The following is a 26,169-nucleotide window of genomic DNA, read 5'->3' as shown; positions in this document are numbered from 1 at the left end:
TGAACAAAAAAATAAGGATTAGGAAAAATATTTTGTGTGAAATTTTCCTAATCCTTGAATTTTATTTTAAGCAACCCTTTTCGCGAAGGAAATAAACCCTAAGTGGATAGGTATTAAAGTACACCTTTGGTGCTGGGTAATTGATTGATATTTCTTGGGTCCCTCATTACCGCCATTTTTATAGCTCTCGCAAAAGCCTTGAAAATCGCCTCTATTTTGTGATGCTCATTATCACCTTCAGCTTTGATGTTGAGGTTGCACTTTGCCGTGTCCGAAAAGGATTTGAAGAAGTGGAAAAACATTTCAGTTGGCATATCACCTACTTTCTCCCGCTTGAACTCAGCATCCCAGACGATCCAAGGCCTGCCGCCGAAATCAATGGCAGCCTGTGCAAGCACGTCATCCATAGGCAAAAGAAAACCATACCGATAAATCCCTTTTTTGTCTCCCAAAGCTTTCAAATAAGCTTCTCCTAGCGCCAGTCCAGTGTCTTCTATCGTGTGATGTTCATCAATATGTAAGTCACCATTTACCTTTATTTCCAGATCTGTACTGCCATGCTTTCCTAATTGCTCCAGCATGTGATCAAAGAAATGCAAGCCAGTTTTGATGTCGCAGTGGCCATTTCCATCCAGATTTAACTTGATGTAGATGTCGGTTTCTGATGTTTTGCGGATAACTTCTGCCGAGCGGGGAGGCATTTTCAAAAACTCGTAAATCTCATCCCAATTCGTTGTGCTCAAGGCTGCGTTTTCAGCTGATTCGCCTATGAAAATAGCTTTTGCCCCCAAATTTTCAGCAAGCTTAACATCCGTAAGCCGATCACCGATCACGTAGGAATTTTCCAAGTCGTAGTCCTCAGAAAAATACGCTGTCAAAAGTCCGGTATTTGGCTTTCTGGTCGGAGCATTTTCATGTTCAAAAGTCTTGTCCACATGGATTTCTTTGAAGAAAATATTCTCCTGTTCCAGTGTTTTGAGCATTTTAAATTGTGCTGGCCAGAAGGTGCTTTCCGGAAATGAATCTGTCCCCAACCCATCTTGATTAGTCACCATCACCAGTTCAAAATCTGTCTCTTCAGCTATCTTTCTCAGATTAGAAATAGCCTTCGGCAAAAACTCTAACTTTTCTAAACTATCTACTTGAAAATCAGTAGGTGGTTCTTTGATGATTGTGCCATCCCGATCTATAAAAAGTACTTTCTTTTTCATCATTTATAGGTTAAAGCTTTCTGTGTAGATTTTTCTCAAGGCTTGGACAAAGGCTTCATTTTCTGCTCTCGTTCCGACAGAGATCCGTAAACATTCCTCGCAAAGCTGAACTTTCGATCTATTTCTGACAATGATTTTCTCCTCAATCAAATCGTCGTAAACATGGCTTGCGTTGGGGATTTTCACCAAAAGGAAATTGGCATGCGAAGGATGGATTTTTTCGACAAAATCAAGCTTGCTCAGTTCTGCTTTTAGGTATTCCCGCTCCTGAAGAATATCCGCAATCATTGCATTGACCTTTTCTACCTTATTTATAGCCGCCAAAACCGTCTCTTGGGTCAGGCCGGAGATATTGTAAGGAGGCTTGATGCGGTTTAGGATTTTGATCATTTTCTTGCTGGCAAAAGCCATCCCAAGTCTAAGTGACGCCAGTCCCCAAGCTTTAGAGAAGGTCTGCATGATGAGGAGATTACCAAATTCACTTAGGAGAGTAGTAAAGCTGGGCTCGTCGCTGAAGTCAATGTAGGCTTCATCCACGACCACCAATCCGTTGAATTCACGCAGCAATCTTAAGATGTCTTCCCGGTTCACCTTGTTGCCACTTGGGTTATTCGGAGAGCATACAAATATGATCTTCGTGTTTGCATCTACAGCTTTGAGAATCAAATCTGGCTGTAGCTGAAAGTCCGAAGTCAATGGGACTTTTCGGGTTTCCACATCATTGATGCCAGCGCTCACTTCATACATTCCGTAGGTAGGAGGTAGAAGAATTACGTTGTCCTTTCCTGGATTGCAAAATGCTCTGAAAAGCAAATCAATCGCCTCATCTGAGCCATTTCCTAGGAATATTTGGGAAGGCTTAACTTGCTTGATTTTGGCAATTTCCTCTTTTAAATCCAGCTGATAGGGATCAGGATATCGGTTGTGATCCTGATCTGTAACAGATCCGTATGGGTTTTCATTGGCATCCAGAAATATCCCTTCTTTGCCGGTATATTCATCACGTGCGGATGTATAAGGCAGAAGGTTTACTATATGAGGTCTAAGTAGTGGGGTTGGGTCAAACTTCATTTCTTTTGTTTTTTGAGCTGTTTGAGTCTTATCGTAACGGCATTTTTATGGGCTTCCAATAGTTCGTTCTCCGCCATTATTTCAATAGTAGGACCAATGTTTTTCAATCCCTCAGGAGTAATTTTTTGGTAGGTGATCTTTTTGACAAAACTATCCAAAGAAACGCCGCTGTAATTCCTTGCATAGCCGTAAGTTGGCAAAGTGTGGTTGGTGCCAGAGGCATAGTCGCCCGCGGATTCAGGCGTGTAATTACCTATGAAAACTGATCCAGCGTTGTAAATAGCTGCAACTGCTTCCTCCTCTTCGACTACACTGATGATCAAATGCTCAGGAGCATAGAAATTTATGAGTTCCAAGGCTTTTTCAGTGCTATCCATTATCACTGCTCTGGAGTTTGCCAAGGCTTTTTTAGCAATATCTTTTCTAGGAAGTTCCTCCAATTGAGCATCAATTTCTTTGATCACTCGCTTCGCAAACTTTTCGGTATCGGTAACCAAAATCACTTGACTGTCCACCCCATGCTCAGCCTGGGAAAGTAAATCTGCTGCAACAAAAGCCGGGTTTGCTGAATCATCCGCATAAACCAACACTTCAGAAGGTCCAGCAGGCATGTCAATGGCGATTCCATACTTTGTGGCAGTCTGCTTAGCCGCAGTTACAAATTGATTTCCAGGGCCAAAGATCTTGTCCACCCTCGGTACACTTTCGGTACCAAAAGTCATCGCAGCGATGGCTTGTGCTCCACCTACTTTTACGATTTTGGTAATGCCTATTAAAGCTGCAGTATAAAGAATTGCCGGGTGGATTTTCCCTTCTTTGTTCGGTGGAGAGCAAAGAACAATTTCTTTGCAGCCAGCTAAAACCGCTGGTATTCCAAGCATCAGCACGGTGCTGAACAATGGTGCAGTTCCACCGGGAATATACAAGCCAACTTTTTGGATGGGTACACTTTTTCTTCGGCACACTACTCCTGGCATCACTTCATCAACCAATTCTGGAGTGGCCTGAGCCATGTGAAATCGCTCAATATTAGCTTTGGCCACATCTATAGCTTCTTTCAAAGCTGGTGATAAAGCTGCTGAGGCGGCTTGGATCTCAACTTCCGATGGAAACAAAGACTCTAATTCTACATGATCGTATTCCATTGCAAATTTGAAAAGGGCTTTATCACCGTTCCTTTTCACTTTACGCAAGATTGGTTTTACAATCTTATTTATTTGTTTGGTCTTAAAAGTAGGTCGAGCTAACTGCTTCTTCCAAGTGTCTTGACTAGGATTATCCAGGATGTTCATATGATTTCTGGTCTGGGGTTGCAAATAGTTGTGCAGAATTATAGAATCATCTTTTCGATAGGAACTACTAGGATTCCTTCTGCTCCGGCAGCTCTAAGCTCTTCGATATTTTCCCAGAATTGATCCTCATTCAACACCGAGTGTACGGAAGACCAACCTTCTTGGGCAAGTGGCAAAATGGTAGGGCTACGCATTCCTGGGATTAAATTGATGATTTTCTCGATGGATTCGTTAGGCGCATTTAGAAGCACGTATTTGCTGCTTTTACCTTTTTGTACAGCGTTGATTCTAAAGAGCAGCTTCTCAGCGATTTCCTTTTTCCAATCTGGCAAATTGTTATTCGCAATCAGGACAGCCTCTGATTTGAAGATTTCTTCTACTTCTTTCAGACCATTCATCATTAGGGTGGAGCCTGAGCTGACGATATCGCAGATTCCTTCTGCCAAGCCTATACTAGGAGCAATCTCTACCGAGCCGGAGATTTCGTGGATATCTGCATTGATATTTTGACTTTTCAGGTAATCACCAAGGATCTTTGGGTAGGAGGTAGCGATGTTTTTTCCTTCGAAAAATTCTACGCCGGAGTATTCCTGCCCTTTGGACACTGCCAAAGAAAGTCTGCATTTCGAAAAACCCAAAGCTTTCATCGTAGTGACGTTCTTATCTTTTTCTACGACTTCGTTTTGCCCTACAATTCCAAGGTCAGCTACTCCATCAGCTACATAGCCGGGAATATCGTCATCGCGAAGGAAGAGGAATTCTATTGGGAAATTGGTGGAAGTGGACTTGAGTTTGCCCGTTCCATTGTAAAATTTGATGCCGCATTCTTTGATGAGGCTGAGTGAATCGTCAGATAGTCTGCCGCTTTTTTGCACGGCAATACGGATTATTTGTTCCATGTTGGCAAGTTACGCTAAGAAATAAAAGGTTGTAAGTAAATAGTGGTGAAAAGCGGAATCCCTATCATCGGCTTCACCGGGTATGTGCAACTATTCCTCAGGAGGAATGATGGAAATGGTGCATCAAGTTGCCCTGATGTGCTGTTGCCAAAAAATCAATATTTCTATTGCTGTTTTCCATTATCGTTGGCAAAGATAGAAGGTGAATGAGAAAATGCAAATCGAGATGAGTTTTTTTGAATTATTGTGAGACGTTCAAATCTGGTAAACTAACCAAGGCTTTTAGTTTTTTGTTTTCAATAATTGATCTAGCTCTTCCCAATTCCCCGCCAATCCATCTTTGACTAGCATATTCCATCTAGCCTGTGCTTCTTTATCTAAACCATTTCGGGTTTGTCCATCGTACAATTCCTGCAGCTTATTCATTTCCCTGTAACCATCTAAATAGATGTCATTGAGTGTAGCCTCGAAGAGCGTTGGTTCCAGATCCGCTTGGTTCAATTGATAGATCATGCGATCGGCAGCGATTCTAGTCAAGTCAAAATGCTTCTGCTCGTGGTTGTTGCCATAAGTATCAGCTTTTTTTACCCAAGACTGATCTGGCAGCATATATACTTTTATCAGTATGGTCTGAATGATTTCTCCAGCTACTATTTCTGCATTTCCTTCAATAGATAAACTACTAAAAATAGTTGCATTGAAGGAGCTTGTTGGGTCTGGGGAATCCGAGAAATCATCCCATGTCAAAGGTCTCGCCGGATCATAGAACACGGTGTCTTTGTTGCTTGGCAAAATTGGGTCAAGGATGTTTAATTTTACTGTTTTCGCTAAGACTCTATTCGTTGATGCCTGACTACTGAACCATGCATCGAAGTAATTCCAACTATTAGCAAATAATTGCTGTACGCTCGTCTGGACATTCGCCTGCTGATTGGCAGGTCTGCCATAGTTTGCTTTGCCATTGAAATCTACTAAATGCACCGGCTCACCTTTTCCCAAAGCAAAAAAGCCGAGACTCAATTGAACTTCTCCTTTATATCCACGCTGATTCGCCTGATAGATTTCTTTGAGGTCCAGGTTGTAAACTTTTATCAGAATGTTATAGTCTGGGGTTTGAGATGGGGTTATTAGGGAATTATAGAATAGTTTGGCTTGCTCCTCTAATTTGCCCTCAAAAGTTGCGTGATGTTTATTTCTGTCTGAATCATAGACTTGGCCAATGGACTCCTGAACGCGATCATCAATTATTTGATTGAAAAAGTAATTTCTCTTTTGTCCTGATGAATCCTCTTGTTTAAGCTTCAATATCACTTCTTGACCAAAAGAATTACTAAAGGAAATGTAGAGACAGATAAAGACTAAGACTTTCATGATTTAAAAAAACGGAATAAAAATCAATAGGTTAGCTAATGCATTACATCGTATAAAGGGAGAATGAAATTTATAAGATCTCTCTGGTTAGCCTTGCCAAAAGTGATATTTGTCCTAAATGGTAGATGTCGTGATGAAGCACGCCATGGATTAACTCATGATAATTGTATTGCTTATCTCCAAATGCTTTATCAAAAATGGATTCGTCCAAATTCGATAAATACTCCTGCCATGCTTCTTCAGAATCTCTGAGAAGATCAAGTGTTTTGAGCCATTCTTCCTTGGAAGGGTTGGTGATCGGTTGAAAGAAGTTATGAAAAGGGCTAGTGTAGGTATTATGAGGAATACCCTCTAGGACCAACTTTCGCCACCTGATGAGGTGATTGAGTATTTCCCAAATTGAATTGGTGGAGGGTGAAAATTTATGTGCTGCCTGTGTAAGTGTGATTTGATTTAATTTATCGACAAAATTCACTCCAAGCCAAGAATCACCATTGTATTGCTTTGAATAGAGGCGTTGGATTCTTTGAGATTCTTTCATAGGGTAGTGTTTAGTGGTTTTTGAAAATACTAAATGGAAACAATTAATCCACGAGACACACGACTAAAAACTCTGCAAACTGAACTCGAAAAAGAAACGTAGCTCTAGGCTACGCTTCAATCTTGTATTTTTCTTTTATTTATATGAAAAGCATCGGGGCAAAAAGCACAAGATAATCTCTCCAATTGGCCCAAGTGTGACCTCCTTCACTTTCGTGATATTCGTGTTCTAATCCAGTTTTGTCCAAAATTGAAAGTAGTCTTTTGTTTGACTCCATTACAAAATCATCCTTGCCACAGGCAACCCAATATTTAGAAACACCACTAGCTTTCAATGCTGTGAATTTTTTCTCCAATTCAGCCATGTCCGCATTTGCATCAAAAATACCACTACTGAAAACGCCTATGTACCCGAATGTTCCTGGATATTCAGTGGACGCAGTAATCGTGTGTGCACCTCCCATAGAAAGTCCAGCAAGCGCCCGATTTTCTTTGTCAGCTTTTACTCTATAGTTCTTTTCGATGTAAGGAACTACATCTTTCACTAAGCTCTTTTCGAATTGCCCCTGAAACTTTGCATAGGTTTCTCGAGTAGGAGCGGCAGCTCCAGGTACATTTCTGAGCGTACTGGTTTGCCAGGCATTTCCATTAGTCATCACAATAATCATAGGCTTGGCTTTGCCTTCGGCAATCAGGTTGTCTAATATATCATTTGCTCTGCCAAGTGCAGACCAGGCATCTTCATCACCGCCTGCGCCATGAAGGAGATAAAGCACAGGATAACTTTCTTTCCCAGAATCATAACCAGGAGGCGTATAGACGTACATTCTCCTGTAGCTGTCTAGTGAAGGAGATTCGTACCAAACCTTTGAAATAGAGCCATGAGGAACCTCATTGAGTTCGAAAACATCAGAGCCTTCACCTGAAACCATCAACAAACTTGCATATCGAGTTCCATCTCGTAATGCTTCAGGATTTGTTGGATCGATGGCAGAAACACCATCGATGAAGAAATTGTAATGGTACATGGATGATTCCAGAGGATCAGTGGTAACAGACCATACGCCATTCTCTTCTTTTTGTAGAGGTAATTTCTCTCCAAACCCCATCCAACTACCATTTAAGGTCACTTCGTTTGCAGATGGAGAAAAGATACGGAAGCTGACGCTGTTGTCAGAAGCCACCTCCGGGGAAACAACTTTTGGTGCTTGCATTGCAGAGATTTCCTGCGCTTGTGCGATTGTACTAGCACCAAGAAGGAATGCGACTAAAATCCCTGATTTAATTATTGAGAATTTCATGTGTTTGGAGTTAAGTTAGTTGAATAACTGTGGTACAAACTGAGTCAGATAAACTCTCCAGTTTCTCCAGATGTGGCCACCCTCAGATTCTACATATTCGTAAGGCATTCCCATAGTATCCAGCTTTGCTCTATATTCTTTATTCGCATCATATAAGAAATCGGTTTTTCCGATTGCGATCCAATAGAGTTTGTAGCCATTATCCATCTGGGTTTTCAATGTGCCATCAATGTCACTATATACACTGTTTGTAGCATCTTCTCGAGGCATGATTGCAGCTGAGAAGAGGCCCATATAATCGAAAGTGTTTGGGTAGTACCTAGAGATGTGCATGGTATGATAACCGCCCATTGATAGACCAGCAATAGCACGATCAGCTTTGTCAGCTTTCACCTGATAGTTACTTTCTACGAATTTGATGACGTCTTTAAAACTTCCTTCATAAGTTCCGTCCATAGTTTTCGGGATCATAAAGGCAGGCTTGTACATGCCTTCACTTCCTTCTCCTGGAGCGGCATCTTGTATCACATTACCATTTGGCATCACTACTATCATCGGCTTTGCTTTGCCTTGGGCTATTAAATTATCCATGATCTGAGCCGTTCTGCCTAACGCAATCCATGCTTCTTCGTCTCCACCTGCTCCATGCAATAGGTATAATACGGGGAATTTTTCATTCGACTGCTCGTATCCTGGAGGAGTATAGATTGTCAATCTTCTATCCATACCTAATCCTGGGGAATCGTACCAACGACGGGAAACTGTACCATGAGGAACGTCCTTCACTCGATACAATGCAGCTTGGCCTTCTCCCGCAATGAATACATTAGTGACAGAAGCAACATCTCTGGTCAGAAATGGGTTGTTGGGATCGGTAGTCTTAAGCCCATCTACTATAAATGAGTAACTATAAAGTTCTGGGGAAAGCGCTTCTGATGTGAATGACCACACACCTTTATCGTCTTTGGTAAGTTCGGCCTTGCCTGGTCCATCCATTTCTCCCATAGGAGATTCTATTTTCACGGTAGGTAAAAAATCTCCTGTTACCTGAATCGATTTTGCAGATGGGGCAAAGAATCGGAATGTCACCGAACTATCGTCATGAATTTCGGGGGAAATGATTTGCTGTGCTCCAAACAAGGCTTCCTGAGCCTTGGAATTAATTCCTATAAGTGATAAGATCAGAATGGAAAGAAGTAACTTCATTTTCATAGGTAAGGGGTCTAATTGGGTTTTCATTGTGGTGTGAATATACAGAAATCGCTATTGTGTCATAGTGACAATGAGATAAAAGTTAGGGATTTTCAAAACAATAAGCATTTCTATCCTAGCTATTGATATAGTTTACATGCTTATGATCAGTTTAAATTGCCTTAAAGCCTTCATGAATCAACTTTTAAAAATTGGATTTTTTTGAATCTGTGCTGTTCAATTGATTCCTATCGGACGAAGCGTGTTCGTAAACGTACAGATGAATAATTAGCATCTGAGCTAAATGGGTAGATACAATTCTTTTTTCAAGATTAAATTTCCTTAATAGTTAAAGTTCGGTGCAACCAATGGCATCTCACAAATAGACCATAAGTGTCCGCTAGTATTACAATCGGTCATTGATGTGGTCAGTTTTTATACAGGTTTTGTTACTAAATCTTGATTTTTTCAAAATTTAATTCTGAGTTTAAGGTCATAAATTTCATTTCTGCAAAATAAAATACTTGACAGGAAAGATTGGTTTTTTGGTTTGGTATGCGCTTCGCAATAGGGATAGCACAACACTTCTAAACCAACTTATTATGAAAACTTTATTAACAGTAGCATTAGCCAGCGCATTATCTTTTAGCTCATTCGTAGCCAGCGCAAGTGAGGATTTGAGAGCACTTTCCGCAGTTAACTCTAATTTCAAAAAAATCAACGTCACTCTAAATGAGGGAGTAGGCAAGGCCAAAATTTCTATTATGTCCACAGATGGAAAGGTTCTTAACAATAGAAATGTGCGGGTAAAAGGGGAAACTTTGATGCTTCCTTATAATATGGAAAGCTTGCCAACTGGAGAATACCTGGTCAAAATCGTGACAGAAGATGAAGAAGTAACTTACACCGTAGAAACATCTGAAAAACTAACTCCAGCGACAGAGTTGCCATTGATGGCATATGGAAAACTTATTGACAGCAATACCGTAAATCTAAGCGTCTTTGGACTAAACGAGCCTGGCGTGGATGTAGAGATCATCTCTTCAGCAAATGGAACTGTACTTTTCACAGATCATATCACACAGGAAGAAGCTTTCAGAAAAGACTATACATTCACCAAAACCAATGTGAAAGACATTCATCTAAAAGTTACTGACTCTCAAGGAAGAAGTAAAACCCTTTATTTCTAAAAATTAAACCAACTAGTAGGATAAGCCCTGATTTTCGGATCGGGGCTTTTTTCTGATGATATTTTTCGCAGATGAGCGCAGTAGGGGTCGCGGATTCTCGCAGATTTTTCAGTGGATTTAAATAATATTGATGAAGCTTTTGTGTTAAAGCCACTTTTTCTTCTTGAAATAAATAATAGGTAAAATAGCTGAAAAGACCATTCCGATTAGAACAAAAGGATAGCCGAAATCGAACTGAAGCTCAGGCATTTTTTCAAAGTTCATCCCGTAAACCCCAGCAATAAAAGTAGGTAGAGATATACAAACTGTGACTACCGTAAGCATCTTGAAAATATGATTTTGTTCCAAGTCAATCTTATTCGATACATTCTCTTTGAGGTCATCAAGCCTATCAAAATTGAACTGGATGTAATCGGAAATTGCTGTGAGGTCATTCAGTTCAGCTCTCACACTTTCCTTTAAATCCGTTTTTTGCTCCCATTCACTTTTCAGATACAACCTCAAAACTCGGGTAGTTTCTATCAGTGCTTCTTTGATCAAGAGATTGTTGAAGTTGTTTTGTGTAATCACGTCCATCACATTGCTGGAAAACTCCTTTTCGATCAGCACATCGTTGGCTAGGAATTTTATTTTTCTGCTTAAGTTTTCAGTGATATCAGCAAAATAATCAGCTATAAACTCAAACTGAAATTTGAAAATATCTTTCAGGTCTGATAGCCGCTGCAAGGATATTATTTTGTTTGGATAGATCTCATTAATGTAACCATCGAGATTTGAACTGGTGAATAGGAAAAGATTTGATTGTGTGATGATTATGAAAAGCGGTTCTTCAATCATCTTTTTTTCCTTGTTGAAAAAAGGGATAGAAAAGTGAAACGCAGCCTGGGTTTCATTTTCCAAAAAGTGCGAGCTAATCTCAATGTCCTCGAAATGCTTCATGATCGTGAAATCAAGTCCATAATTCTGCTCCAGCCATTTCAAATCAGGATTGCTATGATCTAAGAACTGCATGACATGAAAATTCAGTTCAGAAACCGAAAGCTCGTTCACCGTTTGGGCTTTAAATGACTTTTTGTTTTTGAGGAGGATTTCGATCATTTTTTTAAGGTATTAAAAATTGAAATTGTGAAAGCTATAAAATTTGTAGCACACACAAATTCAATCTATACTTTTCAACATCATTTTGGTTTTCCTTCTCCTTACTATCCAATACGCTACCGCCATATTTGGCACCCAACATACCCAAGCCACTATTTGATAAGCAGGAATAAACTCCCCTTGATGCAAGGTGATAAGAATTGGAAGCCAGATTCTCAGGATTACTGCCGCAAAACAGGCGGCATAGCTGTAAATCATCCAGTTTTCGTGTGCATCAAAATCATGTTTTTTAGCAGTCAGCCATCCCATCATGGTGGTGGCAAGCCAAATCATTCCCAAGCTTACAAACCCAAGAATACTGACAACTCCGCCAGTGGAAAATAGACCAATATATATTCCTGAAAGGCTGCTGAAGAATGCAAATGTTACGTAAGCCATCCCGATTTTCTTGTGGATTTTTCGGTTTTTGTCCCGAAAGGCTTTGGGGAATTGGGTCCATCCAATCAACAAGGCAAGTCCTCCTAGAATGATGTGAGTGTAGAAAGCCGTATTCCAAATAGGATTGAGTAAGAGTTCTTCAGATTTGGATTGGAGAAGTCCGAAGTTTCTATCTAGGATAAAATAAAGGGCGGGGTAGAGGCCAATAATGGTACAAAGGAATGCAAATATCCACCAGCCAAGCTTCTTAATTATAGCTTTCATGAATGTTCTTTAGTTGAAAGAATTGAGTTTTGAGGTGGTTGAAATGTATTGATTGTTACTTGGAGAGATATTTTTCCAGCTGGTCAAAAGTGCCTCCAAACCCCTGTTCCATATTGCCAATATTCTCTTCGAATACCTGCTTGGAAGCTTCAGAAGCATTGTGAGCGAAAGAGACTAAATCAATTCTTGTTTTTCCAGCTTCTTCATAGAACTCTAGATCCACAATCATTTCCATTGGCCAATCCGGGCCAAAAGGAACTTCAGGAGCTTTGACTGTTTCACCCGCTTCATTAGAAAAGCTATTGATGAACTGCAGTCGGGAGGGAGATTCAATTTCTGTAAAGACCCATTTCGCCCACATTTCGTAGCCATCCTTACTCTTTAGGATAAAGTGAACTGTGCCTTTAGGGTAAAATTGGAATGTTTTTACCTCCATTTCAAATCCTTTCGGTCCCCACCAATGCTGCAGACTGTCTGATGTAGTAAAAGCATTGTACACTTCTTCTTTGGATTGGGTAAAGTAGCGGGTTATTTCTAGTTGTGAGGGCATTAGAGCTAAGGGTTAATATTATATAAAAAAACCAGTGATTATTTAACAATACCTTCGGCATGATCCACCATCTTACCGTCAAGTGTCATGTATTCGCCCATTGCGTCTGCGGTCATACAGGAATGTACGGGAAGAATGCCCAGAAGATCACCAACTTTTACTTTGGCTAGCAATTCGTCAGAAGCCTTTATGATTCCATGCTCTTGGGAGATGCTTTTCAGGAAGGATTTATTTTCAGGAATTGTCCAACCGTTTTCATTTAGGTAAACAACTTCGCCGAAGTTCTTAAGGCCGTTTTCTCCCACTAATACATCTTTTGCCAAATGAACTCCACCACCGTGAATTAGAATTTCCTTTCGGTCTTTTTTGATGTCCACCACAGGAACTGCGAGACAAACTGCGATGTCTTCTTTATCACATCCTCCGAGTTCCGCTTGCATCAAATCGTAGAAGACAAAATTCCCTGGTCCCATCTCGTCGATGTCTCCAAAGTCCTCCATCACCGCACAACCCGGAGTGTCACCAGTTCGGGTAACCAAATGCGGGTATTCAGAGTTGTATTTATGCTTTAGCATGCTGAGCGCATTTCTGGTTTGCTCATAAAGTGCTGGAATATCCGGCATGTAATAGGAGTGTCCAGCATGCAGATAGAAACCTTTGAAATTAAGTTTGTCCGACTTTTTAGCGATCAGTAAAATCTCTTCGATCAGCCCAAAGTCAGATACTTCCACGCCGGTTCTGCCATAGCCAGCGTCTATTTCAATGAAAAACCCAACCGGATATTCTAATTGATCCACAAGCATTTGCGTAGTGGCAGCATTAATCAATTGAACAGAAATAGATTGTCTTTCTGCTATTTTATTAAGCTTTGGGATTTCAAGTGGATTGAAAGGAAATGCGATATGGATATTCACCCAGCCTTGGCCAGAGAGATATTCTGCCATTTTGATAGAAGAAGCAGTCACTTCGGTGATGTTGTATTCTTTGGCCCAGTCACCGATTTGATGAGATTGGGCGGTTTTGAAATGCGGAACAAGCTTCATTTCATGCCTAGCTGCTTTATCAGCCATTCGTTTGATGTTTGCCCGGCAGATTTTCTCGTCAAGAAGTAATGTAGGAGAGGTTATTTGATCTAGGTAGCTCATTGGTGATTGTTGAGTTATTAAAAATTTTATTGAAAGTAAGAAAGATTTGCGAGGTGAGAAATACGAATTACGAGATTCCCGAGGAGGTATGTTAGGTTTTTTCTCGCGGCGACGCAGCGGCGCAGACATAAAAGAGATTGGTGAAAATCTCAATGAATATTATCTACGAAATACGAATTACCAGATTCCTGAGGAACTAAACTGATTTTTAAAATCAAGCTTCACTTAAACAGGAGGAAATTAGAAGTTGCGCCCTTGCGGGAGATTTTTTGTTCCATTAAGCCAAAGACACTACCTTTTATCCTTCGCCGCGCCGTTGCGCCGCCGCGAGAATATTTTTTATGGGTTCCGCCATTGCTGGAGATTTTCCAAAGAGAGAAATTCTCACCCCTATGCAGGTAACACCATCAATTCTGTTAATTTTGTCCCCCAGTAAAATCGGCTGTAATTCGGCCTAAATAGCATTCTTAATTGCCTCAAAACCTTCATGGAAGCAAAGAAAATACGGAGCACCTTTATTGAGTTTTTCCAATCCAAACAGCATCACTACGTTCCCTCATCACCGATTGTGGTCAAAAATGACCCTACGCTGATGTTTACTAATGCGGGAATGAACCAATTCAAAGACGCATTTCTAGGCAATGAAACTGCCAAATATTCCCGAGTTGCCAATTCCCAAAAATGCCTTCGGGTAAGTGGTAAGCACAATGACCTTGAAGAAGTGGGAGTGGATACTTATCACCACACCATGTTTGAGATGCTGGGCAACTGGTCGTTTGGAGATTACTTCAAAAAGGAAGCAATTGAGTGGGCTTGGGAATTATTGACTGAAGTCTATGGCTTGGAAAAGGATAGATTGTATGTGTCTGTATTCCAAGGTGACGAAGGAGATAACCTAGGCTTGGATCAGGAAGCTTATGATCTTTGGAAAGCAATTGTTCCTGAAGATCGTATCATCATGGGTTCCAAGAAGGACAACTTCTGGGAAATGGGAGATGTGGGGCCTTGTGGGCCTTGTTCGGAAATTCATATTGACCTGAGACCTGATGCTGAGCGTGCTCAAATTGCAGGAAAAGATTTGGTGAACAACGATCACGAGCAAGTTATCGAAATTTGGAACCTGGTTTTCATGCAGTTCAACAGGGTTTCGGACGGATCTTTGAAAGCTCTTCCTGCGACTCACGTCGATACAGGAATGGGTTTTGAGCGTTTGGTGAGAGCTATTCAGCACAAATCTTCTAACTACGATACGGATTTATTTGCTCCATTCTTGGCTGCTTTGGCTAAGAAATCAGGCAAAGTTTACGGCGAGGATTTGCCAACTGACATTGCTTTCAGAGTAATCGTAGATCATATCCGTGCAATTTCTTTTACCATTGCCGATGGGCAGTTGCCATCCAATAATAAAGCTGGCTATGTGATTCGTAGAATCCTGAGAAGAGCAGTTCGTTACGGATACACGTTCTTGGGTTTCCACGAACCGTTTTTATATGAGTTGACAAGTCTTATTGCAGACAATTTTGGAGATATTTTTCCTGAGGTTAGAAAGCAGCAGGAGTTTATTGCGAAAGTGATTTTCGAAGAAGAGACATCCTTCCTTCGTACGCTGGACAATGGCCTGAAAATGCTGGATCAGATTAAAGCTGAATTAGCAGAAAAGGGAGAAAATGTAATTCCTGGCAAAACAGCGTTTGAGCTGTATGATACGTTCGGCTTTCCATTGGATTTGACATCTCTGATTGCTCGTGAGAGCGGACTTTCGTTGGATGAAAAAGGCTTTGCGCAGGAAATGGAAGCTCAGAAAACCCGTTCCCGTGCCGCTTCTGAATCAGAAACCGGTGACTGGGTAATTGTGAATGAAGATAACGGAGTTGAGTTTGTAGGATATGATTATCTCAAAGCGCATGCGCAGATCATAAAGTATCGCGTGATTTCTGATAAGAAAGGTGACAAGTACCAATTGGTTTTGGATAAGACACCATTTTATGCAGAAAGTGGCGGGCAAGTAGGAGATACAGGAGTATTGATTTCTGATACTGAAACAATCAAAGTAATTGACACAAAGAAGGAGAACGACTTGATCGTTCATTTTGTAGAAAAGCTTCCTGCAAATCCAGCAGCTAATTTCGGAGCTGAAGTTGACGCAGAAAAGCGGTTTTTGACTGAAAATAATCACACAGCTACACACTTACTTCAGGCTGCTCTGAAAGAAGTTCTTGGTGATCACATTCAGCAGCGCGGTTCCTTAGTGAATCAAAACTTGCTTCGCTTTGACTTTTCCCATTTTAGCAAATTGACAGATGCTGAAATTGCAAAAGTAGAGGATATCGTGAATGAGAAAATCAGACAGAATATTCCGCTTTCTGAGCAAAGAAATGTTCCAATTGAAGAAGCTAGAAGTCAAGGTGCTACTGCGCTGTTCGGAGAAAAGTATGGTGATTTTGTGCGAGTAGTCACATTTGACAAAGATTTCTCTGTAGAACTTTGTGGAGGTACACACGTTCCCCAAACTAGCAAAATTGGTTTGTTTAAGATTATTTCTGAAGCTTCCAGTGCTTCAGGCGTTCGTAGAATCGAAGCAATTACTGCGAAGGCTGCGGAGGATTATTTCCGTAAACAAGAGCATTTGGTGAAGGAAATTCAGGAATTGCTGAAGAACCCAAAGGATCTGATGAAGTCAATCGAGTACTTGCTTCAGGAGAGAAATGATCTGAAAAAAGAAATTGATGCCTTGCATTTGGAGAAAGCTTCTGGCGTTAAAGTGGAATTGCTCAAGCAATTTGTAGCTGGTGATGGGATCAATACCTTAATTGCTCAAGTAGAACTACCAAATGCGGATTCATTAAAAAAACTGGCTTACGAACTCAAAAATGAGGTAGAAAATGCCTTTGTGATTTTGGCAGCCAAAGTCGATGACAAACCGCAAATCGCTGTCATCATTGAGGAAGAATTGATTCTAAGTAAAAATCTAAATGCTGGTCAAATCGTAAGGGAATTGGCTAAGGAAATCCAAGGTGGAGGTGGTGGACAGGCGTTTTTTGCCACTGCTGGAGGAAAAAATCTAGCCGGACTAGAAAATGTAGTGACCAAAGCCAAGGAGTTATACCTTTAGAAAATAGAAAAACACGCGCGGATGCTAAGTGAAGAATTAAAGAATAAATATCAGTTGGTGATTGGTCTTGAGGTGCATGCGCAGCTTTTGACTGAGAGTAAAATGTTTGCCGCTGATGCAAATGAGTATGGAAAAGCTCCCAATACTCAGATTTCTGCTATCACGCTAGGACACCCAGGCACTTTGCCGAAGGTGAATAGAAAAGCGATTGCTTATGCCATCAAGATGGGATTGGCTTGCAATTCTGAGATCACCCGCCACAATGTCTTTGCGCGCAAAAATTACTTTTATCCTGATCTTCCAAAAGGTTACCAGCTAACCCAAGACAAAGGACCAATTTGTGTGGGAGGAACTGTGCCGATTCAGCTGGCAGACGGTCGCAAAAAGGAAGTAATTCTGAACCGTGTACATATGGAAGAGGATGCAGGTAAATCTATTCATTTGGCAGAAGAGCCGGACACCTTGGTGGATTTTAACCGTGCTGGTACACCGCTGATTGAAATTGTAACTGAGCCAGACTTGCACAGTCCAGAGGAAGCCTATGCTTTTCTCGCAGAAGTCAAAAAGTTGGTGAAATACCTTGATATCTGCGATGGTAACATGGAAGAGGGTTCCCTTCGCTGTGATGCTAACGTCTCTGTGATGCTGAAAGGCTCGAAAGAATTAGGTAAAAAAGTAGAGGTGAAAAACATGAATTCCTTCCGTAATGTGTTTCGTGCCATCGAGCATGAACATGAGCGTTTGATTGGATTGATCGAAGAGGGAAAGGAAGTGGTTTCAGAAACCAGAACTTTTGACGCAAATACGGGACTAACTGCCAGTATGCGTACCAAAGAGGATTTGAACGATTACCGTTATTTCCCGGAGCCGGATTTGAGCCCTGTCGTTATTTCGGATGAATGGCTGAACGCTGTGAAATCAAGCATGCCTGTCTTGCCTAGAGATCTTCATAAGAAGTTCGTGGAGGAATATGGCCTTCCGGATTATGATGCTGGCTTTTTGACCGAGACGAAAGAGGTTGCCTTGTGGTTTGATGAGCTTTGTAGCAAAACCAAAAATTACAAAGCTGCTTCTAACTGGACGATGGGACCAGTGAAATCATATTTGAATGAACATTCTGTTGCGCTAGCTGATTTCCCAATCAGTACAGATTCATTGGCGGCTTTGATCGCATTAGTGGACGAAGGAAAAGTGAGTAATACTGCGGCTTCGCAGAATCTATATCAAGAGCTTCTGAAAAGTGCAAGTGAAACTCCATTAGAAATTGCGCAGCGGCTGAACTTAATTCAGGAAAGTGATGAATCTTCCTTGAAGCCAATCGTAGAACAGGTTTTGGCAGCAAACGCAGCGAAAGTGAAAGAATATAAATCGGGCAAAAAAGGTCTGATGGGCTTATTCATGGGGCAGGTAATGAAGCAATCCCAAGGGAAAGCTGACCCAAAAGTGGCCACTAAATTATTAACAGAATTATTACAGAAATAACCCATGATGAACAAAATGAACGGAATCATATTTCTATTGCTCTTGTCATTCTTCTCCTGTGAGGAAAAGCAAGAAAATGATGGGAAAGTAGAAATCTCAGGAACTTTACAGAATTCCCGTGTCGGTGCAGTAGTCCTTTCTCAGTTCACAGATAGCCGTCCTAAAGTTTTGGATACGCTTGAGGTGGATGATAAGGGGAAATTCAATTATGAAATAGCGGTAGATACACCGACGTTCTACGAATTGAATATGTATGGGGAGAAAGTCATTCGTCTGGCTCTTTTCAAGGATGACGTGAGCATTTCTTATGATTTTGCAGACCCTGAAAGCCTCGCTATCGATGGATCTAAGGATACTAAGGAAATGCTGAAAATCGAGAAATTGATGGAGACCTATCAAGCTAAAGTAAATGCGCTCAATGAAGCCTATTACGAGGCTATGGGAGAAAATGATACAGAAACCATCAAGCAGATTCAGACAGATGCCATGGCTTTGGAAAGCAACCAATCCACTGAGGTTAAGAATGTGATCAATAGCATGGGCGATAGTTTTGCTTCTTTGGCAGCTATTGGCTTATTGAATCCTAAAAATGAATTTCAGTTTATGGATAGTCTGGTGGCTAAGCTAGATGAGACCTATCCGGAGACCAAGTCTATTATTCAGTTGAAACAACAGTTGGATGAGATGAGAGCGCTATCTATGGGGCAAGTTGCTCCGGAGATTGAGCTCCCTAACCCTGAAGGTCAAACAGTCAAGCTTTCTGATCTAAGAGGGAAATATGTAATGATTGACTTCTGGGCGGCTTGGTGTAAACCCTGCCGTGAGGAAAATCCTAATGTAGTCAGACTTTATAATGAATATAAAGAAAAGGGATTTGAGGTGTTTGGAGTTTCCCTCGATCGCACCAAAGAAGCTTGGGTAGATGCAATAGAAGAGGATGGGTTGACCTGGACTCAAGTTTCTGATCTGAAGTATTTCAATTCTGCGGCAGCTGAAACATACCAGGTTAATGCTATTCCAGCCACCTATTTGATTGATCCAGATGGTAAAATCATTGGAAAAGACCTTCGAGGACCTAGCTTAGAAGCAAAGCTTGCTGAGATTTTTGAGTAAGTCTCTTCGAAAGAAAATCATTACCCAAAAAAAGCTGTTCAGATAGAACAGCTTTTTTTGCTTATGAAAGTTTAGAATAAGCTTGTTTGAACTGTTGTTTTCTTCGTTGCTTGTATGGTTCCTTTGAGCATCTCCTGCATCAACCGAAGGAATCCAGGTTCCCAGTTTTCAGAATGAATTTTCAGGTCTTTGCCTTCGTATTCTATCGGACCTAACATTTTTTCATAACCGATAATCATACTCCAGATCGTGTAGAAGGTGATTTCAGGCTGCAATTCCGCTCGGATACTTCCATCTTTGATTCCTTGACTTACCATCATGATTCCAATCTTGGCAGGTTCGTGATGGATCTCCAACAGTTTTTGGAAATGGGTGGATTCCAGTGTTTTGGGATCAATGAACTGACGGGTTTCAGGATTATTATACTTCTTCAGCAGATCCAGAAAATTGAGAATAGCGTCGTAATAGACCTGATTTGCTTTCGCAAAGACCACTATTTTAACCAAAAGATCAGAAAGCATATCGAGTCCGCTCTTGCCTTTCGTTCGATTGGACCATTCCTCCCGAAACTCATCCTTGAATTGGTCAAAAGCTTTTTTAGTCAAAGCCATGAACAGGTCTTCTTTGTTTTTGTAGTAGAAGTAGGTGAGTCCTTTGCTTATTCCTGCTGCTTTGGCCACATCTTCCATTCGGGTGGCTAAATAGCCTTTGGAAGTGAATAGTGATACTGCTGAATCTAAAATGAGCTTCTCCTTATTTTTTTCTCCTGCCATGGGTTTATTTCTAATGTAAAAGTAAAATCCAAAGGTATTAAACTTGGGTCAAAACTATTGATTTACTGATGTAAAAATGAATCCGGTTGTATAAAAAAATGGCTTCAGGAATTCCCTAAAGCCATTTTTATTTGATAATCATTGACTTACTTTACTTCTACGATGTAGTAATTTTTCTTGCCCTTTTGGACCAGTAAATATTTGTTTTGAAGCAAAGTCAAGTTTAAAGTAGCATTTGGATCACCTAGTTTTTCCTTATTGATGCTCAGTCCACCGCCCTGGATCATTTTTCTAGCTTCACCTTTGGAAGCAAAAACTACTCCCTGCGTAACCTCACCAAATAAATCAAGAATAGTATTCAATTCAGCATATTCCGCTTGGTTAATCTGAACCTGTGGCACACCTTCAAAAACCTGAAGGAAAGTACGCTCATCCAACGCTGCCAAATCTTCTGTAGATGATTTGCCAAACAATATTTCTGAAGCCTTTACCGCCATCTCATATTCTGATTCTCCATGAACCATGATAGTTATTTGCTTGGCGATTTCCTTCTGTAAAATACGAAGGTGTGGAGCTTCCGAATGTTCTGCTTCTAGTTTTTCAATCGTTTCCTGATTCAAAACTGTGAAAATCCGAATGTATTTAGAGGCATCTTCGTCAGATACATTTAGCCAGAATTGGAAGAATGCATAAGGAGAAGTCTTATCAGGATCTAGCCATACAGAGCCGCCTTCGGTTTTGCCGAATTTGGTACCGTCAGCTTTTGTGATTAAAGGAACTGTAAGCGCATAGGCAGACCCACCGCCCATTCTTCTGATCAATTCTGTTCCGGTAACTATATTTCCCCATTGATCTGATCCACCAAGCTGAATGGAACAGTTTTCATTTTTCCACAAATGATAAAAATCGTAGCCCTGGATCAACTGATAGGTGAATTCCGTGAACGAAAGGCCATTTCCATCTTCCAGGCGTCTTTTTACAGAGTCTTTTGACATCATGTAGTTTACCGTGATGTGCTTGCCTATGTCTCGGATAAAGTCCAGAAAGCTGAATTCTGACATCCAGTCATAATTATTAACCAGCTCGGCTTTGTTGGAAGTGTTCCCGGAAAAATCCAAAAACTTGGAAAGTTGTCCTTGTATAGAAGCCACATTGTGATCCAAAGTAGCTTTGTCCAATAGATTTCTCTCGGCTGACTTGAAGGAAGGATCACCGATCATACCCGTTGCTCCACCGACAAGCGCAAACGGCTTGTGTCCAGCTCTCTGGAAGTGAAGCAGGGTCATTACACCTACTAAGTGACCAATATGTAAGGAATCTGCCGTAGGGTCAAAACCAAGATATGCCGAAGCCATTCCCTTGGTCAGGTGCTCTTCGATTTCGGGAGTCATATCCTGAAGCATGCCTCTCCAGCGTAATTCTTCTATAAATGAATTCATGTAATGAGTGATTTTTCGAGGTGCAAATATAGCCTTGTCTAGGTAAGGAATAAAGGAAACCTACAATCCTTTATCAGTCCTCATCATTTAAACGGTAGCAACAGGAAAAATCATTTAGTGGACTAGGATGAGAAATAGTAATCCTCAAAGGAAGTTGACCCAAAAAAAAGGAACCTGATATCAAAACCAGGTTCCTTAATTAGCAATTGTTTTACTTAAGATTTCTTACTGAAACGCTTTTGTATTCAGCGTTTCATCATTTTTAAAGAAATCAGTTAGTTTTCCGAATGAATTTTCAAAATACCCGTCCAACATTTTCTTAATAATAAACGAGCGATACTCGTCTTTGGAAACGATCGGGAAGTACTCATGACTCTTACCGTAAGACTTGTGACTGACAAAGCCTTTACGTTCTAAGATTCTAACAATCGTTGAAACAGTGTTGTACGCAGGCTTTGGGTCGGTCATCGGAGTAAGGATATCTTTGACGAATCCTCTTTCGATTTGCCAGAGGATCTGCATGATCTCCTCTTCGGCTCTAGTTAATGGTTTCATAAATAAGGCGTTAAGTTTTAATTGGAAGAAAATTATTGGTTTAGTTTCACAATTGCAAAAAAAACCACCTTTAGTTTTAATTTTTTTTTAAATTTTTAATTCTTTTGGGCGCACATTCATCTATTGATCTCCAAAAAAATAGCCAGATTTAAATCATAAATCTGGCTATTTTGAGCTCCTGAGGCGCTTTTTGTTTAAGAATTGGAAGTTCATCAGTCTAATTGAAGCCATCAGGCTACGACTTCGCTTTACTTAGCAAAAAAGTCTAGGAATCAGAAAATCTTTACTAAATCATGCCGGTCTTAACTTTATGATCCGTGTCATGTGCAATAATTTCACAATAGGGTAGGTAGGATCAAACTCATACCATTTTACCGCAAAATTTGGACGATTAGGAAGTTTATGGTGGTTATTTTGGAACAACTCACCCAGCATCAATACATCCAGCAAGAGACTGTTTTTCGAATGATCGTTATTGTCAAAGTTAGCGTAGCCATACTTATGACCACTCCAATTGACTATAGCGCCATGTACTGGGCCCATCAAAAAGTGGATAGGAAGAAGGAAATACATCCACCAATGGGTGCCTGGTAGATCAAAAACTGAAATACAAAGGACATAGATGGCAACATACAATAATCCCCAGCTTACTCTGACGAGCATGGTGTCTGCAAATTTGTCGAACTTATTCCAATCAGGAATGTCTTTAGAAAATCGCTCTTCTGGCTTGAGTCGAAAAGCGAAATATTCGTTGTAAATATTTTTGGTCTTCCACATCATAGTGAACAAGTTCTCGGTATGATGTGGGCTATGTGGATCCTTTGGCGTATCACTGTAGGCATGGTGCATGCGGTGAAGGATTGCGTAAGCCCTAGGAGAAAGGTATGAACTGCCCTGCCACATCCAAGTAAAGAAGTAGAAGAATTTTTCCCAATATTTGTTCATGTAGAACATCTGGTGGGCAGCATACCTATGCAAGAAGAAGCTTTGGCAAAACAAAGAGAAATACCAATGAAGAAGGAAGAAAAGGATGATTATCACTCAGTTTGGATTTTATGTTAAAGCTGCAAATATAATGTACGGTAATTGAACGAACGAATTTCAATACTGTTCCATTCCATTTTTCAAGATGATATTTATCAGGTTTTGCAAATTCTTGGGGTAAATATGTATTTTTAGTCTTATGGAGAAGAAAAATAAAGCATTGAATTTTTTAGTTAAAATCCTTCTTGGCGGAATTTCTGTATTGATCGCAGAATATTTTCTGTCCGGAATCCACATCGATACTTTTATGACTGGATTTATTCTGGCCGCTGTGATTATATTGATCAACATTACCTTAAAACCACTTCTTATAGTGCTTACGTTTCCAATTACTGTGGTGACTTTAGGCCTGTTTCTAGTGGTAATCAATGCATTGATGATCATGCTGGCGGACCGGATAATCCCAGGGTTTCAAGTCGATGGTTTTTGGTGGGCAATTTTATTTGCCATAGTGTTGAGCATTATTAATTCGCTTTTTGGAAACAATTTGAATGCTACGGATTGATTAATTTCAAGATAATTATGTGATAATCAATGATTAATAATTAGGTTTAGGAGTTGTTTTTTAACAAATATCATTTAATTTAACTCTTGAATAATTCTTTAACTTTCGTAGAACTATCTGTTAATAAGATGAGATTCGGAAATTGATTTTCTGATTGATAGAACCCCGAAAATAAACAGCTTTATTCTGAGGTCAGCATTTCCTCGAAGCCGCATTTTGGCTCAAGGCTTTGTTGGTTTGATGAAAATCGTTTAGCTTTTGATATAATATTATAGATTCATTTAGTACTATTGGATTGCTATTCACTAAAAAGTATATATTCTTTAATTATTTGCCACATGTCAATTTCAAATCCAGGTTTTGATCCTACTCGCATTGCGGAGCTAAAGGAAGAGCTGGGGAAGCTCGATAAAACGTTTAAAATTATTCCCGATGAAGAAAACACAGATGAGTTTGTGAATTTCTATTTTATTGGAATGTACCAAGGTAAAGAGGTGATTTACGATGCAGCATTATATACCCTTCGACTACACCATGCCAGTGAGGTGTATGAATTGGCAGAGCATAAAGCCGCGCAGAAATTCCCTAATTTCAAAGGCATCTCCTACGAAGAAGACGAGAATGGCAATTTAAAGCCATTGACTAGTGAGGAGGAGGAGATAGGTTGGTTTATCACAGAGATCATTATGGAGATCGAGGAGGAGGAAAGTGTGAAAGTCCAGGAGTTTGTGGATATAGATACACATCACGATTTTGGAATTGGTCTTGATGCTGGTTTGAATATTGACCACATCGATGAGAAAGTGATCGCAAACTTTATCAGAGAATTCAACGACGACACCCTAGAACTTGATGATACCATGTATGCTTTTCAGTCCGAGGAGGAGGATATCGAAGATTGAACTCATTCTATCTAGAAGACAGTTAATACGCTTGCTAACCTCAAGCGTTTTTTTATGCTCAAAATTGCCTTTTCTCCGATTTACAAACACCCATTGCCTGAAGGTCATAGATTTCCAATGGAAAAGTATGAGTTGCTTCCAGGGCAATTGCTGCATGAAGGGATAGTCAATGAATCAAATTTTTTTGAGCCAAAACCCATTGATGAAAAGTGGATTTTGAATACCCACACTCAGGAATATTGGAACAAACTTAAAAACCTCACTTTAACCAAATCTGAAATCAGAGCAACAGGTTTTCCGTTGTCTTCTGATCTTGTTCATCGGGAAATTGCCATTTTGAATGGTTCTGTACAGGCTGCGGCGTTTGCTTTGGAATATGGAATAGCTATGAATATAGCAGGTGGCACACACCATGCCTTTGCTGATCGGGGAGAAGGTTTTTGTTTGTTAAATGATATTGCAGTTACGGCCAATTATTTGCTTGACAATCATTTAGTTAAAAAAGTGCTAGTCATAGATCTTGATGTGCACCAAGGTAATGGGACAGCAAGCATATTCGCTGGAAATCCACATGTCTTTACATTCAGTATGCATGGTGAAAGGAATTACCCTATGCGAAAGGAAGTCTCGGACTTAGACTTTGCTTTACCAGACGGGACAGAGGACAGGGATTACCTAAGGATTCTCGAAGACCAATTGGAAGTTATTCTGAAAGATTTCACGCCTGACTTTATTATTTACCAGTGCGGGGTGGATGTTCTGGAAAGCGATAAATTGGGTAGGCTAGCAATGACCATTGAGGGGGTGAACAAAAGAGATGCTGTGGTTTTATCTCTAGCCAAATCACTTCAGGCGCCGATTATGTGTTGCATGGGAGGAGGGTATTCTGCGAAAGTCTCTAAAATAGTTGATGCCCATACCCAAGTTTATAGGCTAGCTCAGGAGTTATATTTTTGAACAATGGATCTTAATTTTATCCAGAGATCAGCTCACAATTCTTGTAAAATCAATACTTTCTTTATATTTGCGCCCTTGTAATCAATACCCTTGTAATCAATAACATCAACAAAGTGAAAAGAGGACTAAATCTAATCGGTGCATTGAGCCTTGCTACAGTGCTTTTATACGGCTGCGAAAATGCAGGAACTTCTACGGCTACTGAAGGAAGCACTTCAACTGAAGTCACCAAAGGCGATATTAACATTGCTTTTGTTTACACAGATAGTGTGATCAATAAGTATGATTACTTCAAAACAAAGTCTGAAGAACTTACTGAAAAAGGAAAGAAATTTGAAGGAGATCTTCAGGGAAGAGCCTCAGGTTTCCAGCAGGAAGTTCAGACTTTCCAGCAAACTGGTGGCAACATGACCGTAAACCAGCAGAGAGCTAAGCAGGAAGAATTGGCCAAAAAAGAGCAAAACCTGATGACTTACCGTGATAATTTGATGCAAGAATTGTCTGCTGACGAAGCAGCTCTATACAGCGAAGTGTATGATAGAGTTCAGAAATACTTGAAAACATATGCTGAATCAAATGATCTTACCATGGTTTTGAGCTATACAAGAGGTGGTGCAGTTTGGTATGGTAATGACGCTTTGGACGTAACTGAATCAGTGATCGAAGGATTGAATAAAGAATATACTGCGGCTCCTGCAGACACAGCAAAATAAGCTGACTTACATT

The 26,169-nt window shown here is 40.4% G+C and carries 24 protein-coding genes; 8 read left to right on the top strand and 16 right to left on the bottom strand.

Annotated elements, in window-relative coordinates; translation table 11 throughout:
• Positions 1–113: 113 nt before the first annotated feature.
• The 8 genes from hisB to BM386_RS18745 all read right to left on the bottom strand — a co-directional run bounded on the left by hisB (position 114) and on the right by BM386_RS18745 (position 8,924).
• Entirely contained in the window at positions 114–1,211 is a 1,098-nt protein-coding gene (gene hisB, locus BM386_RS18780; protein WP_091697220.1) for a bifunctional histidinol-phosphatase/imidazoleglycerol-phosphate dehydratase HisB, read from the bottom strand.
• 3 nt (positions 1,212–1,214) lie between these two features.
• The gene (gene hisC / locus BM386_RS18775) at positions 1,215–2,282 is read right to left on the bottom strand and encodes a histidinol-phosphate transaminase (protein ID WP_091697056.1); all 1,068 of its coding nucleotides are present in this window, start codon (positions 2,280–2,282) and stop codon (positions 1,215–1,217) included.
• Entirely contained in the window at positions 2,279–3,574 is a 1,296-nt protein-coding gene (gene hisD, locus BM386_RS18770; RefSeq protein ID WP_091697054.1) for a histidinol dehydrogenase, read from the bottom strand. Before hisD ends, hisC begins: the two co-directional genes overlap by 4 nt.
• Positions 3,575–3,612: 38 nt before the next feature.
• Positions 3,613–4,473 carry an ATP phosphoribosyltransferase gene (gene hisG / locus BM386_RS18765; RefSeq protein ID WP_091697053.1) on the bottom strand — a complete coding sequence of 287 codons (861 nt, stop codon included), beginning with the start codon at positions 4,471–4,473 and terminating at the stop codon, positions 3,613–3,615.
• 282 nt (positions 4,474–4,755) lie between these two features.
• A complete protein-coding gene (locus BM386_RS18760) occupies positions 4,756–5,844 on the bottom strand; it encodes a hypothetical protein (RefSeq protein WP_091697051.1) in 1,089 nt (362 codons plus the stop codon).
• Between the two features lie 70 nt (positions 5,845–5,914).
• On the bottom strand, positions 5,915–6,385 hold the full coding sequence (locus tag BM386_RS18755) for a DinB family protein (protein ID WP_091697050.1): 471 nt from the start codon (positions 6,383–6,385) through the stop codon (positions 5,915–5,917).
• Between the two features lie 139 nt (positions 6,386–6,524).
• A complete protein-coding gene (locus BM386_RS18750) occupies positions 6,525–7,685 on the bottom strand; it encodes an esterase (protein WP_091697048.1) in 1,161 nt (386 codons plus the stop codon).
• A 15-nt stretch (positions 7,686–7,700) separates the two neighbouring features.
• Entirely contained in the window at positions 7,701–8,924 is a 1,224-nt protein-coding gene (locus BM386_RS18745) for an esterase (protein WP_280141020.1), read from the bottom strand.
• A gap of 554 nt (positions 8,925–9,478) precedes the next feature.
• Here BM386_RS18745 and BM386_RS18740 point away from each other — a divergent pair.
• The gene (locus tag BM386_RS18740; protein WP_091697216.1) at positions 9,479–10,066 is read left to right on the top strand and encodes a T9SS type A sorting domain-containing protein; all 588 of its coding nucleotides are present in this window, start codon (positions 9,479–9,481) and stop codon (positions 10,064–10,066) included.
• Between the two features lie 144 nt (positions 10,067–10,210).
• Here the strand turns inward: BM386_RS18740 and BM386_RS18735 are convergent, their stop codons facing one another.
• Genes BM386_RS18735 through BM386_RS18720 form a run of 4 tightly spaced genes read right to left on the bottom strand, consistent with a single transcriptional unit; the run spans position 10,211 to position 13,561 of the window.
• The gene (locus tag BM386_RS18735; protein WP_091697047.1) at positions 10,211–11,164 is read right to left on the bottom strand and encodes a CorA family divalent cation transporter; all 954 of its coding nucleotides are present in this window, start codon (positions 11,162–11,164) and stop codon (positions 10,211–10,213) included.
• 60 nt (positions 11,165–11,224) lie between these two features.
• Positions 11,225–11,866, bottom strand: coding sequence for a DUF2306 domain-containing protein (locus tag BM386_RS18730; protein WP_091697045.1), 642 nt, complete (start codon positions 11,864–11,866; stop codon positions 11,225–11,227).
• 55 nt (positions 11,867–11,921) lie between these two features.
• A complete protein-coding gene (locus BM386_RS18725; RefSeq protein ID WP_091697043.1) occupies positions 11,922–12,416 on the bottom strand; it encodes an SRPBCC family protein in 495 nt (164 codons plus the stop codon).
• Between the two features lie 38 nt (positions 12,417–12,454).
• Positions 12,455–13,561 carry an alanine racemase gene (locus tag BM386_RS18720; protein ID WP_091697042.1) on the bottom strand — a complete coding sequence of 369 codons (1,107 nt, stop codon included), beginning with the start codon at positions 13,559–13,561 and terminating at the stop codon, positions 12,455–12,457.
• Positions 13,562–14,048: 487 nt separating this feature from the next.
• On the opposite strand from BM386_RS18720, the gene alaS reads away from it, so the two are divergent.
• Genes alaS through BM386_RS18705 form a run of 3 tightly spaced genes read left to right on the top strand, consistent with a single transcriptional unit; the run spans position 14,049 to position 19,268 of the window.
• A complete protein-coding gene (gene alaS / locus BM386_RS18715) occupies positions 14,049–16,673 on the top strand; it encodes an alanine--tRNA ligase (RefSeq protein ID WP_091697040.1) in 2,625 nt (874 codons plus the stop codon).
• 21 nt (positions 16,674–16,694) lie between these two features.
• Positions 16,695–18,155, top strand: coding sequence for an Asp-tRNA(Asn)/Glu-tRNA(Gln) amidotransferase subunit GatB (gene gatB / locus BM386_RS18710; protein ID WP_091697039.1), 1,461 nt, complete (start codon positions 16,695–16,697; stop codon positions 18,153–18,155).
• Positions 18,156–18,170: 15 nt separating this feature from the next.
• Entirely contained in the window at positions 18,171–19,268 is a 1,098-nt protein-coding gene (locus tag BM386_RS18705) for a redoxin domain-containing protein (RefSeq protein WP_342029150.1), read from the top strand.
• Between the two features lie 71 nt (positions 19,269–19,339).
• Here BM386_RS18705 and BM386_RS18700 read toward each other — a convergent pair whose 3' ends face one another.
• The 4 genes from BM386_RS18700 to BM386_RS18685 all read right to left on the bottom strand — a co-directional run bounded on the left by BM386_RS18700 (position 19,340) and on the right by BM386_RS18685 (position 23,076).
• Positions 19,340–20,041 (bottom strand): TetR/AcrR family transcriptional regulator, encoded by a 702-nt coding sequence (locus BM386_RS18700; protein ID WP_091697037.1) that lies wholly within the window; start codon positions 20,039–20,041, stop codon positions 19,340–19,342.
• Between the two features lie 146 nt (positions 20,042–20,187).
• Complete coding sequence (gene tyrS / locus BM386_RS18695; RefSeq protein WP_091697036.1) at positions 20,188–21,480, bottom strand: tyrosine--tRNA ligase; 1,293 nt, start codon at positions 21,478–21,480, stop codon at positions 20,188–20,190.
• A gap of 225 nt (positions 21,481–21,705) precedes the next feature.
• On the bottom strand, positions 21,706–22,035 hold the full coding sequence (locus tag BM386_RS18690; protein WP_091697034.1) for a BlaI/MecI/CopY family transcriptional regulator: 330 nt from the start codon (positions 22,033–22,035) through the stop codon (positions 21,706–21,708).
• Between the two features lie 291 nt (positions 22,036–22,326).
• Positions 22,327–23,076 carry an acyl-CoA desaturase gene (locus tag BM386_RS18685; protein ID WP_091697033.1) on the bottom strand — a complete coding sequence of 250 codons (750 nt, stop codon included), beginning with the start codon at positions 23,074–23,076 and terminating at the stop codon, positions 22,327–22,329.
• Positions 23,077–23,218: 142 nt separating this feature from the next.
• On the opposite strand from BM386_RS18685, the gene BM386_RS18680 reads away from it, so the two are divergent.
• From BM386_RS18680 to BM386_RS18665, 4 genes are all read left to right on the top strand, one after another.
• Positions 23,219–23,584 (top strand): phage holin family protein, encoded by a 366-nt coding sequence (locus tag BM386_RS18680; RefSeq protein WP_091697031.1) that lies wholly within the window; start codon positions 23,219–23,221, stop codon positions 23,582–23,584.
• Positions 23,585–23,922: 338 nt separating this feature from the next.
• Positions 23,923–24,486, top strand: coding sequence for a hypothetical protein (locus tag BM386_RS18675; RefSeq protein ID WP_091697030.1), 564 nt, complete (start codon positions 23,923–23,925; stop codon positions 24,484–24,486).
• A 54-nt stretch (positions 24,487–24,540) separates the two neighbouring features.
• Positions 24,541–25,443 (top strand): histone deacetylase family protein, encoded by a 903-nt coding sequence (locus BM386_RS18670; RefSeq protein WP_091697028.1) that lies wholly within the window; start codon positions 24,541–24,543, stop codon positions 25,441–25,443.
• 113 nt (positions 25,444–25,556) lie between these two features.
• Positions 25,557–26,156: an OmpH/Skp family outer membrane protein gene (locus tag BM386_RS18665; RefSeq protein WP_091697027.1), complete on the top strand. Its 600-nt coding sequence runs from the start codon at positions 25,557–25,559 to the stop codon at positions 26,154–26,156.
• Positions 26,157–26,169: the final 13 nt, after the last annotated feature.

The organism is Algoriphagus locisalis, from assembly GCF_900116615.1.
Lineage (GTDB): Bacteria > Bacteroidota > Bacteroidia > Cytophagales > Cyclobacteriaceae > Algoriphagus > Algoriphagus locisalis.
The sequence above is the reverse complement of the archived record's forward strand: the minus strand, read 5'-3'. Positions and strand labels throughout refer to the sequence as shown.

Coding starts and splice junctions, on each gene's coding strand:
- hisB (WP_091697220.1), bottom strand. CDS start 1,211: ATGAAAAAGAAAGTACTTTTTATAGATCGGGATGGCACAATCATCAAA.
- hisC (WP_091697056.1), bottom strand. CDS start 2,282: ATGAAGTTTGACCCAACCCCACTACTTAGACCTCATATAGTAAACCTT.
- hisD (WP_091697054.1), bottom strand. CDS start 3,574: ATGAACATCCTGGATAATCCTAGTCAAGACACTTGGAAGAAGCAGTTA.
- hisG (WP_091697053.1), bottom strand. CDS start 4,473: ATGGAACAAATAATCCGTATTGCCGTGCAAAAAAGCGGCAGACTATCT.
- BM386_RS18760 (WP_091697051.1), bottom strand. CDS start 5,844: ATGAAAGTCTTAGTCTTTATCTGTCTCTACATTTCCTTTAGTAATTCT.
- BM386_RS18755 (WP_091697050.1), bottom strand. CDS start 6,385: ATGAAAGAATCTCAAAGAATCCAACGCCTCTATTCAAAGCAATACAAT.
- BM386_RS18750 (WP_091697048.1), bottom strand. CDS start 7,685: ATGAAATTCTCAATAATTAAATCAGGGATTTTAGTCGCATTCCTTCTT.
- BM386_RS18745 (WP_280141020.1), bottom strand. CDS start 8,924: ATGAAAACCCAATTAGACCCCTTACCTATGAAAATGAAGTTACTTCTT.
- BM386_RS18740 (WP_091697216.1), top strand. CDS start 9,479: ATGAAAACTTTATTAACAGTAGCATTAGCCAGCGCATTATCTTTTAGC.
- BM386_RS18735 (WP_091697047.1), bottom strand. CDS start 11,164: ATGATCGAAATCCTCCTCAAAAACAAAAAGTCATTTAAAGCCCAAACG.
- BM386_RS18730 (WP_091697045.1), bottom strand. CDS start 11,866: ATGAAAGCTATAATTAAGAAGCTTGGCTGGTGGATATTTGCATTCCTT.
- BM386_RS18725 (WP_091697043.1), bottom strand. CDS start 12,416: ATGCCCTCACAACTAGAAATAACCCGCTACTTTACCCAATCCAAAGAA.
- BM386_RS18720 (WP_091697042.1), bottom strand. CDS start 13,561: ATGAGCTACCTAGATCAAATAACCTCTCCTACATTACTTCTTGACGAG.
- alaS (WP_091697040.1), top strand. CDS start 14,049: ATGGAAGCAAAGAAAATACGGAGCACCTTTATTGAGTTTTTCCAATCC.
- gatB (WP_091697039.1), top strand. CDS start 16,695: ATGCTAAGTGAAGAATTAAAGAATAAATATCAGTTGGTGATTGGTCTT.
- BM386_RS18705 (WP_342029150.1), top strand. CDS start 18,171: ATGAACGGAATCATATTTCTATTGCTCTTGTCATTCTTCTCCTGTGAG.
- BM386_RS18700 (WP_091697037.1), bottom strand. CDS start 20,041: ATGGCAGGAGAAAAAAATAAGGAGAAGCTCATTTTAGATTCAGCAGTA.
- tyrS (WP_091697036.1), bottom strand. CDS start 21,480: ATGAATTCATTTATAGAAGAATTACGCTGGAGAGGCATGCTTCAGGAT.
- BM386_RS18690 (WP_091697034.1), bottom strand. CDS start 22,035: ATGAAACCATTAACTAGAGCCGAAGAGGAGATCATGCAGATCCTCTGG.
- BM386_RS18680 (WP_091697031.1), top strand. CDS start 23,219: ATGGAGAAGAAAAATAAAGCATTGAATTTTTTAGTTAAAATCCTTCTT.
- BM386_RS18675 (WP_091697030.1), top strand. CDS start 23,923: ATGTCAATTTCAAATCCAGGTTTTGATCCTACTCGCATTGCGGAGCTA.
- BM386_RS18670 (WP_091697028.1), top strand. CDS start 24,541: ATGCTCAAAATTGCCTTTTCTCCGATTTACAAACACCCATTGCCTGAA.